At 36.0% G+C, this 12,339-nt stretch carries 13 protein-coding genes; 10 read left to right on the forward strand and 3 right to left on the reverse strand.

Annotated elements, in window-relative coordinates; genetic code table 11:
* Window positions 1-50 precede the first annotated feature (50 nt).
* Window positions 51-1,298, forward strand: coding sequence for a glutamate-5-semialdehyde dehydrogenase (locus IEV50_RS18140; RefSeq protein ID WP_188417071.1), 1,248 nt, complete (start codon window positions 51-53; stop codon window positions 1,296-1,298).
* 137 nt (window positions 1,299-1,435) lie between these two features.
* Here IEV50_RS18140 and IEV50_RS18145 read toward each other — a convergent pair whose 3' ends face one another.
* Window positions 1,436-2,818, reverse strand: a complete 1,383-nt coding sequence (locus tag IEV50_RS18145) for an MBL fold metallo-hydrolase RNA specificity domain-containing protein (protein WP_188417073.1) — start codon at window positions 2,816-2,818, stop codon at window positions 1,436-1,438.
* 445 nt (window positions 2,819-3,263) lie between these two features.
* Between IEV50_RS18145 and IEV50_RS18150 the strand changes: the two genes are divergently transcribed.
* A complete protein-coding gene (locus IEV50_RS18150) occupies window positions 3,264-3,518 on the forward strand; it encodes a hypothetical protein (protein WP_188417075.1) in 255 nt (84 codons plus the stop codon).
* A 407-nt stretch (window positions 3,519-3,925) separates the two neighbouring features.
* On the opposite strand, the gene IEV50_RS18155 is transcribed toward IEV50_RS18150, so the two are convergent.
* Entirely contained in the window at window positions 3,926-4,669 is a 744-nt protein-coding gene (locus IEV50_RS18155) for a zinc ribbon domain-containing protein (protein WP_188417077.1), read from the reverse strand.
* Window positions 4,670-4,826: 157 nt separating this feature from the next.
* Window positions 4,827-5,144, reverse strand: coding sequence for a hypothetical protein (locus IEV50_RS18160; protein WP_188417079.1), 318 nt, complete (start codon window positions 5,142-5,144; stop codon window positions 4,827-4,829).
* A 106-nt stretch (window positions 5,145-5,250) separates the two neighbouring features.
* On the opposite strand from IEV50_RS18160, the gene IEV50_RS18165 reads away from it, so the two are divergent.
* The 8 genes from IEV50_RS18165 (at window position 5,251) to IEV50_RS18200 (ending at window position 11,917) form a co-directional block, all read left to right on the forward strand.
* Complete coding sequence (locus IEV50_RS18165) at window positions 5,251-6,099, forward strand: hypothetical protein (protein ID WP_188417081.1); 849 nt, start codon at window positions 5,251-5,253, stop codon at window positions 6,097-6,099.
* Window positions 6,100-6,231: 132 nt separating this feature from the next.
* Complete coding sequence (locus IEV50_RS18170) at window positions 6,232-6,648, forward strand: hypothetical protein (RefSeq protein ID WP_188417082.1); 417 nt, start codon at window positions 6,232-6,234, stop codon at window positions 6,646-6,648.
* Between the two features lie 5 nt (window positions 6,649-6,653).
* Window positions 6,654-7,064, forward strand: coding sequence for a hypothetical protein (locus tag IEV50_RS18175; protein WP_188417084.1), 411 nt, complete (start codon window positions 6,654-6,656; stop codon window positions 7,062-7,064).
* 98 nt (window positions 7,065-7,162) lie between these two features.
* A complete protein-coding gene (locus IEV50_RS18180; protein ID WP_188417086.1) occupies window positions 7,163-9,040 on the forward strand; it encodes a hypothetical protein in 1,878 nt (625 codons plus the stop codon).
* A 500-nt stretch (window positions 9,041-9,540) separates the two neighbouring features.
* Window positions 9,541-9,765, forward strand: a complete 225-nt coding sequence (locus IEV50_RS18185; RefSeq protein WP_188417088.1) for a hypothetical protein — start codon at window positions 9,541-9,543, stop codon at window positions 9,763-9,765.
* 238 nt (window positions 9,766-10,003) lie between these two features.
* Window positions 10,004-10,519, forward strand: a complete 516-nt coding sequence (locus IEV50_RS18190) for a hypothetical protein (protein WP_188417090.1) — start codon at window positions 10,004-10,006, stop codon at window positions 10,517-10,519.
* A 459-nt stretch (window positions 10,520-10,978) separates the two neighbouring features.
* A complete protein-coding gene (locus IEV50_RS18195; RefSeq protein WP_188417092.1) occupies window positions 10,979-11,221 on the forward strand; it encodes a hypothetical protein in 243 nt (80 codons plus the stop codon).
* 261 nt (window positions 11,222-11,482) lie between these two features.
* Window positions 11,483-11,917 carry a hypothetical protein gene (locus IEV50_RS18200; RefSeq protein ID WP_188417094.1) on the forward strand — a complete coding sequence of 145 codons (435 nt, stop codon included), beginning with the start codon at window positions 11,483-11,485 and terminating at the stop codon, window positions 11,915-11,917.
* Window positions 11,918-12,339: the final 422 nt, after the last annotated feature.

Raw genomic sequence — 12,339 nt, forward strand, 5'->3', positions numbered from 1 at the left:
AACACGGAGTTAAATATTGATACTTTATACTAACGACTTGATACTAACAAATGGACTACGAACACTATTTCGAAAAGGCAAAACAAGCTACCCGCACCATGATTAGCCTGAGCAAAGAAACAACCAATAAGGTTTTAGCAGATTTAGCCGAAGCCTTGGTTTTACATGCACCAGAAATTTTGGCTGAAAATGAAAAAGATTTAGCCAAAATGCCCATCGAAGACTCAAAATATGATAGGCTTAAACTAACCGAACAACGCATTGCAGATATTGCTAACGATGTGAAGAACGTAGTAAAATTAGCCAGTCCATTAGATGAAATTCTTTCAGATAAAACCTTAGAAAATAAACTTCAAATCCAAAAAATTCGTGTTCCACTTGGTGTGGTTGGTGTGATTTATGAGGCTCGGCCGAATGTTACCACCGATGTTTTTTCGCTTTGTTTTAAAACCGGAAATGTTGCCGTTTTAAAAGGTGGAAGTGATGCCGAATTTTCGAACCTTGCCATCACAAAAGTAATTCATGAGGTTTTACAGAAACATGAAATTAGCCCAAATGTTTTAAACTTATTGCCGGCAGAACGTGCTGCAACCGAAGCATTATTAAATGCAAGAGGTTTTGTTGATGTTCTAATTCCAAGAGGAAGTCAATCTCTGATTAATTATGTTCGCGAAAATAGCAAAATCCCTGTAATTGAAACAGGAGCAGGAATTGTACACACTTATTTCGATGAATCAGGTGATTTAGAAAAAGGTAAAGCCATTATTTTTAATGCCAAAACCAGAAGAGTTAGCGTATGTAACGCGCTGGATTGCGTATTGGTTAACCAAAACAGATTAGCTGATTTGGCTGAACTTTTATCGCCTTTGGCTGATGGAAAAGTTGAGCTTTTTGCCGATGAAAAAAGTTTCGAAATTTTAAAATCTTCTTATCCTGCCGAACTTTTAAATCAAGCAACAGAACAACATTTTGGAACAGAATTTTTATCGTTAAAACTAGCGGTTAAAATTGTTCATGATTTCGATGCTGCCTTAAATCACATCGCAGATTATAGCTCTAAACACAGCGAAGCAATAATCTCAGAAGATGCGGAAAACATCACTCGGTTTTTAAACGAAGTAGATGCCGCTGCAGTTTACGCCAATGCATCAACAGGATTTACGGATGGCGCACAATTTGGTTTGGGTGCAGAAATTGGAATTAGCACACAAAAACTTCACGCCCGCGGGCCAATGGGTTTGGAAGAGTTAACGAGTTATAAATGGGTAGTGCGGGGTAATGGGCAGGTGAGGACGTAGCCTCGTTTACTGTCATTCTGAATGCAATGAAGAATCCGCAAGCGATCAAAGACTGATATTAATTTATTGAACCATTTCTCGTCATTTGGTGCAACTATGTAGGAAATTCTTCGCTTCGCTCATAATGACAATTGAGACTAAATCTCAAAAACCTCACCTCTTTCTGGTGCTACTACATTAAAGCCATCTTCCTGCAAAGCTGCGGTTAAGCTTTGTAAACTTTTATCTTCACCATGAACCAGGAAAACCTTTTTTGGCTGACCGGTTTGTTTTACCGTTCTTACCAAATCATCGTGGTCGCCGTGGCCGCTAAGTAAATCCGTTTGGCGAATGGTAGCATAAACCATCATTTCACGATCTTTTATTCGCACGATAGGCGCACCACTTAAAAGTTTATAACCTAAAGTTCCTTTGGCACAATAGCCAATAAAAAGAATGGTACAGTAGTAGTTTTGAATATTATAGTACAGATGGTCTTGTATACGTCCGCCCTCTAACATGCCGGCTGAGGAAATAATAATGCAAGGGTCGAAATAGTTAGAAACATCTTTACTTTCTTTCATGGTTTGAACATAAGCCAGGTGCTCAAATTCAAATTCATCACCCATGGTTTTATAAAAATCTTTTGCTTCCTGATTAACCAGGTTATGGTGTTTTCTGTAGACATCAGTTGCTTGTATTGCCATGGGGCTATCTACAAAAATTTGAACAGGTGGTAACAGTTTCTTAGTAAAGATTTGGTTCAATGCAAAAACAAGAGATTGTGTTCTGCCGATACTAAAAGCAGGAATTATCAATCGGCCCGGGCTTTTAATGCAGGCTTCCTCAATTTCCTTTACCAATCGTTCTTCTAAAGTTTGGTTTTTGGTGTGGTAGCGTCCGCCATAGGTAGATTCGCAAACAAAATAATCTACTTCTGGAATAGGCTCGGGCTTTACCAGAACAGGATAATGTTCTCTGCCGATATCGCCCGAGAAAGCAATTTTCTTTTCTTCGCCGTTATCGTTAATGGTTAAAACAGCAGCTGCGGCACCCAATAAATGGCCAACAGGTATAAAAGTTAAACTGATATCACCATTTATCTTAAAAGGTTTATTAAAATTTATGGTAACAAAACGGTCTATGGTATCCATAACATGCTTGTGCAGATACAAAGGTTTTGGTCCGCTGAAATTTCCACGTTTTGTACGCGGTTTTCTACCCTGTTTCCTTAAAAAAAGTTCAACTGAATCGAATAATAATATTGAAGCTAAATCAGCCGTTGGTGGTGTACAAAGCACTTGCCCTTCAAAGCCCATGCGTACCAATGTAGGCAAGTTGCCAGAATGATCTATATGTGCATGCGTTAAAATTACTAGGTTAATGCTTACCGGATCAAAAGGAAATTCTTGGTTTTCCTCTTGATAGGTTTCTTTTTCATAATCTAAGCCGCAATCTATCAGTATTTTATAATGCCCAACTTCGAGCAGGTGCATACTTCCTGTTACTTGTTGCGCAGCGCCCCAAAACGTTAACTTCATCTTTCTTTCTGTAGGGTAAATTGTTTGGTGTAAAGTAGTACAATTGCCTGAATTTTTAAACAACAAGAAGTAATTTTTTGGTTAGCGGCTGTCGCAATTTTCAATTTTAAAGAATCTATGTTTCAGATTATTTTTTTGTAAAGCAATTGCAGTAGATTTTTCGTTAAACCTGTCCCGCCATTTGCTATAGCCCCAATAGAAAAAATCGGGGGCTACCGCTTCTGTCGGGTTTGGGTGGCACAGTTGGCGGTGCTATTTTCGGCTATGTGCTTAACCATAGTTCATAAACCCGATTGCAGCGGAAACCAAAAGCTTTTTCTGATTTTGTTGAAGCAAAAAGCGGGGCTGCAGGCATCCAAGAAAACAGAACCGTTCATTTTCAAATCCTTAATCGGGAACTAATTTTAATATTTTAAAGCCTTATCTTTGAAGAAAAACATTAGCAATGCAAGAACCATTTGATATAGAAATAGGCCCAACAAATTATTCGGTTTTTCCTGAGGGAAATGATTCATACACCATTTTTAAAGATGGCAGAGAGTACATCCAGATTCAGAAAGATACATCTTCGATTTGGTTAAAGATGGATTACAAAACTGAACTTCCAATTTTTGAGGAGGATGAAGAAGTGAATGCGATTGGGCAGGCAATTGAAAAATATGTGCCTGAAGAAGAGGATGATGAGGAGGAGGAATTGTAGCAAAAAAACTAGATTTTAGACTGCTCCCAAAAAGTTACACAAAATTTGGGGGCATTTTTATTGCAAAAAACGGAAAGCACGAAATAGAATTTCATAACTGATTGCACGTAAGCGAAATATACAACTGATCTTACCAAATTCAGGTATCAGATATGCTGGAAGATGCGTTTAAAATGCTAAAAGAAAACCAAAGGATTGCTTTACACCATCAAATCAGAGATCTCATAATTGAGAAATATGCTTTTATTGACTAGTTTAGTTGAAAAAAGGCATAAATGAAAATATCAGTTACTATGGTAACAAGATGAGCAAATTTAGTCTAAATAGAATGAGCCCGATAAACATCGAGCTCAAACATTAATTAATTTTTAATTTTGCCCAGCCTTAAATGGGGTTAGTTCAGAATATTAAGCTTCTGCAACTTCTAAAGTTAAAGCTTCGTCAACTAAAATACGTCCGCAATGTTCGCAAACGATAATTTTTTTACGTTGACGGATATCTAACTGGCGTTGAGGTGGAATCTGGTTGAAACATCCCGAACAAGAATCGCGATCGATAGTTACAACAGCTAAGCCATTAACGGCATTTTTGCGTAAACGTTTATAAGCAATTAATAATCGCTCATCAATCGTTGGCTCAGCTTTATCCGCTTTCTTTTGTAAGTCCTGCTCTTCCTTTTCAGTTTCTGCAGTAATTACATCCAATTCGCTTTTTTTAACTTCTAAATCTTTCTTTCTACCTTCTAACTCTGCTTTTGCGGCTTCGAAGATTTCGGTTTTTGAAGTGATTTCGAAACCATGTTCTTTGATTTTCTTTTCAGAAACCTGGATATCTAACCCTTGAATTTCAATTTCCTTAGTTAAAGCATCGTATTCACGATTATTTTTAACTTCTTTTAATTGAGTATCGTATCTTTTTATACCTGCTTGAGCATCTTTAATCGTGTTTTTACGGGTTACGATAGAATCTTCAAGATCATCAAGTTCTGCCTTAATTTTCTGAATTCTGGTTTCTAATCCTAAAACATCATCCTCAAGGTCGGCAACTTCCATTGGTAATTCACCTCTAACCTGGCGGATTTTATCAATTTTTGTGTGGATATTTTGTAATTCGTATAAAGCTTTTAGCTTCTGTTCTACGGTTTGTTCCATTAAAACAAGTAATTTATGGGTGTAATATTATTATTCTAATTATCAAGCATTTACACACTTGGGCTATACTTATGGGACTAGATTTGGGACTAAATACAACATATATTGTACTATTAATCACCAGTAGAGTCCTTTGGTAAAGTTTGCAAAGATATGATTATTTTCTCTTATTAGTAATAGTATCTCGTTTTATATCTGCCTCTGCCTTAGCTTTAAACAATTCTTTCTTTGTTTGATATCTAGATGGTTCTGGATTAATTGACTTTTCCATTTTGGAAACTAAATCAAGTATCTCCTTAATATTAGCACCACTTTCAGATTCATCAAAGGCCTGAGGCTTATCTAAAACAGATTCTGGGAGATCTTTATTTACTACAAGTTCATACTCAAATTGTATCAAATCATCATCTGATTTAATAACTATTCCCATTTCGTAGGCAAGATTGAGCAGGCTTTGGCGATGATAATTATCCATCAATTTAATTTATATTACAAATATACTAACAGTAAAATCAAATCCTATCATTTGAAGATTAGCGCAATCCCTCTATCTTTAGAGCGTACATTAAAGATATTAGCATATGCAGCAAGTTATTGTTACAGGTGGAGGCGAAATCAGCTATAAGGTTTTAAGTAATTATCACTTTACAGCTAAACAGCAATATGAATCAAGATTGTCACTCAAGCAACCTATAGAAACTGACTACCAGTTTGAGGTTGGCATCACTGCTAAAGACATAAAAGAAGCAAAGGCAATCTACATGAGCTACGTAAATAAACTTAATGGTCTTGGAGCGGCTCTCCACGTCGGACATTTGAATTTTCTCACATTCGCTCTCAAAGACTTTGAAGGAAGCTTCATTATTACTGAGGCTGTATCTTACATGAAGCTATCTAAGTTGGTACAAACACAAATTGAATTGATGGAATACCTTGAAACATCTAACATATCTAAGTTTATTGTAAAGCCCAAGATTAAGTACAGTAAATCTCTCCGAAATATCACGATTGAAGAAACACATTTAGTTCACGTTGCCCTTAATGCAATTATTAATCAATTGCATTTGGATATGAAAAGTGAAATAGAATTCCTTCCAATAGAACTTAAAGACTTAGTTCTACCAATTACAAATCCCAACCTTCTAGACCTCAAATATGTAAACGAATCCCTGTTCAACTTCAAACCAATAAGGGAATATGGGCAATTGATATACAATATTTGCTCGACCCTGCGTCGATATTTAAATGACTGGTGCCCCAATCTAGGCGATGAAACAATATCTATAACTAATGCGCACGCCAGAATAATCTATGAAACCTTAGAATTGCACTCGTTAATCAAGCAAGATCATTCAAATGAAGTATATAAATCTGACTATATCAGGAAGATAATCACAAATGGAACTTACTCGGCTGTTAATATTTGTTAAATAACTGTATACCTGAGAGATAGATTTTATAATTTGTTTTAAAGTCACCTTGCCACAGGCTTCTGAATTGTATCACCTTTGATTGTACAGAGCGATGAATACAATTCCGTATTTGGGACATCTGATAGTAAAATGCTATACAAAGATTTTAAAAAAGCCACAGGGTCGAAATTAGTTGAACCAGTAAACTTGTTCTTCACCGAGCACAATCAAGATGGCTACAAATCCAAACCAGAGTTTCTGGACTGGATATCTATTTGTACCGAGTCCCAATTCAACAATGTAAATGATATGTTCACCTTTATGAGGAAGAAGTTTAAGGTCACTAACAGACTAACACCGAAAACAGACCCTAAATCTGGGGAGGACATTATTTGGGTTAATTTCAATCTACCTAATGGCACACGTAATCTGCCAATTCCATATGATGAAGGAATTTTACGTTTCTTATCTGATTACCAACAGGCAGGCTTGCGCTTTGACGCCGATCTGGATCTTTTATTAGCCGAGGCTGGTTTCAAATTAGATGAATCAAACTCAAATTTGTAAGGAGCATGAAGACGATAACAAATAAAATTGATAATTGGATTCTGAAGTACGGGAGATATGAACCAGGAATTCGTAATACAATAGATGCAAACAATATTTGGGCTTATGATACAGCCCCTTGCTTTGCTTTCAAATCTGACTTCAAAGCATTCCTACAAAGCGCCAAAACACATGAAATTGCTGGCTTAAAGATGCTGTTTGATAGCATGGCAAATGACAGGCTGGTAGTAGTTGAGGTGTTTGACAACGAAGGAGAGCCAAAATTCTTTGGGATAGAGGAAGGAAGAGGTCGGTATCTTCGCTCATATAGGCTACCATATCTTGAAAGCTTAGAAAAGATAATTGACTTTTATCTTTATGGTTGTAATCAAGTTAAAATTGATTTTAAGAAATTCTACAAGCTAACATTCAAGTAACCATCCGGGAGAGAGTTCTCTCTCCCTTTACAAACTAAATAATTACAACAAGCACTACACTCGGTTATAAACCGGTCAGTTCTTCTATTGTCCAAATCATGAAACATCAACAGATCATTAAGCATAACATTAAGAAGAACCAATATCTAGGAGATATAGAGTTATTCAAAACCTTCGGGATTCCCACAGACTCAATTTTATTTAAGATCCTGCCAGGATGCGGAGCTACGAGCCTAGAGATTACCTTTCATCGGCATAGTATTATTCTTGAACCAAACGTGCCTGTTATAATAGGGAAAGCAAATCAATATAAGGAGAAAGTTTGTGCAATTTACGAGGGCGTAAAAGTGGACAAGATACTGGATTACCTAAATAATGAGGTGCAGTTTAAAAAGCTTATTGTAACACCCGAATCCTTCGGTAAAGTTAAAGAAGCTATTGAAGAATCACGCTTTAACTTATATACCGATTTCTTCTTACTCTTTGACGAATGCGAGAAAATTATACAGGACATTAGTTACCGCAAAGCAATTAGTTTACCAATGGACGACTTCTTTATGTTTGACAAGAAAGCTTTTGTTTCAGCCACACCAATATTACCCAGCGATCCGCGTTTCAAGGCAAATAACTTCCAAATACATCAGATTGAGCCAGCATTCAAATATGCTCAAGATATCCAACTAATTACATCCAACAACATACTGACCTCCTTAACCAAGTTTATAAACGATAACCCAAGAGACAAATACTTCATTTTCTTCAATTCAACTGATACCATAGACGAAGTAATTAAGAAGCTTAAAATTCAAGATGAAAGTTTGGTGTTCTGTGCGGATAAAAGCAGAAGGAAGCTTATTCTAAATGATTACAAGAAAACCTCAGTCAAAACGGAGATATCAGCTCCATTTAAAAAGTATAATTTCTTCACAAGCCGCTTCTTCTCGGCCGTGGATATTGAATATGATCTTTACCAATTTAACCCAACGATTATAATGGTAACAGACCTTGTTTCCGCTTTACACTCCATGATTGATCCTTTTACAGAAGCAGTACAAATTCAGGGGCGATTTAGGAAACCAATGGGAAAAGCAGTAAAGCGAGAAATTATACACATAAGCAATATAGATTCAGAGCTAACTTCGATGTCACGAGAAGAAACCCTTAAATATCTAGAAGAGTGCCACATAGTTTATGGAGCGGTAAATCGATATTACCATTTAGCAAGTACCCTTAATGCCAAAGAAGTATTGTGGCAGATGTTAAAGCGAATCGATTATGCAAAGTTCCTAAAGCCGAATACTGAGGAACGAGATTATGATATGGCGGATAATTTAATCTTTGAAGAAATGGTTAAAGGCTATTACAAATCGAAGGAAAACCTAGTTTGTGCATATAATGATTGTACACATTTCAATCTGCTTCCTCTTAAATCAGAACGCTATACTTATACCGATAAAAAGAGGAAGCGTGCACAGAAGAAGGGTGCCCGACTTAAAACCATGAATGAAATATTAACTGATGGATTAATGGAACTGCATTCACTTAAAGAAAACAACAAGATTACAGACTTTCATTTTAATATGGAGCTTGCCAGTTATCAATTAGACTTTCCTGACCAAATGGCTCCAATTAATAGGTTTGGAATTGACCGGGCTGCCGCATTTAAGTTTGACATAAGGGCTATTGAACAGCAACTAGACCGAGAAAAGAAAGACGTTGACCACTTTGCTATGATGACTCATATACATGCACATTTTACTGTAGGCAGGGTGTATACTAATAGCCAAATACAAGCAATAAATAAGCCTGCACTGGATCTAAATAAGATACATGGAACAGCAGGAGGTGTAAAGTACCTTAGAAAGTTCGCTAAACTATCGGAAGATAATAATCGAAAACTGATTAAAAGAACGCCTGATGGTAAAGAGTTACGTGGGTATAAGTTGTTCCACTTCCTAGATAATCCATCTATATAGACTTCAGAAATTGTGGTTAGTTTGTTAGAAAAGGTTCATCTTATAGACCCTAAATCAGAAACTAACCACAGAAATAAAATGGGCGTAAACCCTTGAATCATACCATGAGTAACATGGTTCGAGCTACATCCATTTTATTTTTTTTATATATTTTTAGATTGTTTGTGTAAGTCGAATTCGGAAGGTATATACACTTCATCCCCCCACTTTGGCTTGAGATGAAATTAAAGGGATTTCCCACTTTAACCTATAAAATATCCTGTGTGAATCGAACGAGGCAGCACTCTCAATCCATACCAATTACAGGATATTTCAGCGGATTAAATTCGATAGATTCCGATTCTAAACTTAGTAAACCCATCGACACTTTTTGATTTAGAAGACCTTTTAATGAGTTTTAAGGAATTAAAATCGTCCCAATAATTTGAGCCTACTTGATTAGGCTTCTTGCCTTAAACTCCCTTAAAATTGATTTTTCACATTCTTAACAAATATCCCATATGAAAACACCGATAACTTGTGACAACAAATCCTTGAATCCAATCACTAAGAGAATTACAAGACTTATTAACAATGGTGATGATTTGAATGCAACTGCAATGAAGCACATACAAATTGCTTATTCAATTTTGATTAAGGATTTAGAAATTAAAGGCATTTCAGACCAAATCATAGAATATTGGGCTATTGAAAAGCTAATCAACATCTACACGCTAAGACAATAAAAGCACTAAATCAAATTCAATATTGGGTGACTGATACGACAGATGTGCTATATGCCATAACGTTATTTGGAACACGATTCCTTAATGAAAGCAGTTAATGACAGGGAGTAACTCTGGTAAAGGTAAAGCTCAAAAAACCCAGCTCAGTATTGATTAATTCAAAACAAGAACACATAAGCACCTCAGTCGGGGTGCTTTTTTATTTAATCACAGTTTAACAATTTAAATTTCTAACAAGATGAAAGCGCAAGCAAGAACGCAAAAGACGGTACAGCCGCAAACACAATTCGTTGTTATTAACGAACAACAAGTTTTAGTAAACTCAGAAGTACAGAAAGCATACAATTTAATTGTTGATGCAGCAATAGAGCAACTTCGTAAATTCGATTTGGTAAAATACAGGACTTACGCAACTGTTGACCATTTAAAGAATGAATACAAAAGCAACATGATTTCAGAGCATTTAAATTACTTCTGGAACATTACCTTATCAAACAGTAAGGAAGGAAAGTCATATATTTTTGTAGATTTAGGTGGTGAAGCTTTGGAACGTTTCGGTAACGGTTTAACAAACCAATTTCTTAGAAAAGCATATGAGGTTACCCAGTCCAATGATAATACTAGTGGTATTGAATATGCGCTGCGCATTAATTTTAAAGAAGCCGACCAACATCACAACTTCTTTTACCGCCGATTAGCAGAAGGAGAGAACAACTATGTATCATTGGCTACAGTTGATAAACTTGAATCATAAAATAGAGCGCAGAAATGCGCTTTATTTAAATCTGCTTATTATCTTTACCCTTATAGAACTATAAAATAAGAAACAGATACACCCATTAATTTAAATCAAGATATAAAGCGTTAGCTTAATGTTCTTGTGCTTGGAAACCTGAGAAATTTTACAAACACAACAAGAACAGATGTGCGAACGTCCATGCGAAAGCGTGGGCTGTTCCAGTCTGTTGTGTTGCCTTCTCAGGGGCTCAAGCGCGGATTGGCTACAGTTCCACGCTTTTGTATTTAACAGCATCGACTTGGAACTATCGATATAAACCTAAAATATTGAGGTTTCAAAGATATCTATTGATTACAGTTAATACGGATTCCCGTAATGCAAAGAATGTAATTTAAAATAACTTGGAAGCAGTCTTACCTTAATAATTTCTTAAACCTCCGAATTAAGACTATAGGAATTAAACAACTCTATAAAATGAGAAACTATTTAACGCTAACACTATTAGCTGCGACATTATTTAGCTGCACGCAGAAGCAAGATTCTAAAGCATCTGCAGAGCAACAATCACAACCAGTAAAAAATAACATTACTGTTCCTGCGGAAATGAAACAGAAACCTGATGGAACGCTCTACTTTAAAGAAAGCTATTTAAATGATAAGTCAAGTAAAGATATTGATGTTATTGTGACGGGTGATAAAATAGATACACTGAAATAGTATGAAGACTGCAAAGGCAACTCTGTCCATTGTATTGGTAGGATTAATGAGTTCATGTACACCAGTCCAAGATTCACAGCTACAGCAGTTTGTAATGAGCATAGTCGCTTTTGCGGTTGTTTGTTGCATAATTTTCTTTATAGTAGTGGCTATAGTCAAGAAAGAGCAACCTGCTATAGTAATTACTATCATAATTATTTTAATAGGATTGGTTCTATTCTTTGCTAACCAGTAGTTTGGTCTAATCTATATATTAACAAAATGAATATGCTTATAACTGCAATTATAATATCAATTATCATTGTCCTTGGGTTCTATTCCATAAAATCGAAATCAAGCAAACCAAAAGCCTTAATAGCAAACAGTCCGCTATCCCCAATGCATGGATGGGATTTTACCGAAGATTTAAAAGAGCCGAAATATGCATCTTGGGATGATTTACTTAGCTCGAAGTTGGTCGATCCTAAAGCAATACATCTACAGCTAGATGCTGACAATAACTTTCACGTTGGGAATTATGATTATGAATCGAAATCACCACCACAAGTTAAACGCTATAATCTAGATGATTTGGTTTTTGTGGATTATAGAAGTTCAGCTGATTCATGGAGACATTTAGCTGGAAGACAAGGCTATGTCGTTATAAGTAAAAGCGAAAAGAAGCAAATCGACTTTATAGTCACTGTAATGAGCTAATTGCATCCTAAATCCATTCCTCTCTCCAAAACGGTGGCTTAAGCGGAGAAAGGAATGGTTTAGTCTTATAAATAAGGCTTTACATATTGGTACTTTATGAAACACTTTGTCATGCCATGCTTGTTATTACATTAGTGCAATCCATTAAATAGTCCAACAACTTTGTTACAATATATTCATTCGCTACAGCAACTTTCTAAAAACTAATCAGTACGCACAACGATTTAATATTAGGTTGTAAACTACATTTATATTATACAAGTCTATGAAGCGGATATTAGTTATTGATGACAACGATGTAATCAGTAAGTTAATCTGCACAAAAATCGGCAATTAAGAATACACCAAAAACGGCAACAAGAGTGCGCAAAAAAACGGCAGGATAATTAAACCCCACCGTTTAATACGACCTTCATCGGCTT

It is taken from the genome of Pedobacter mendelii, assembly GCF_014635725.1.
Classification (GTDB): Bacteria; Bacteroidota; Bacteroidia; order Sphingobacteriales; family Sphingobacteriaceae; genus Pedobacter; species Pedobacter mendelii.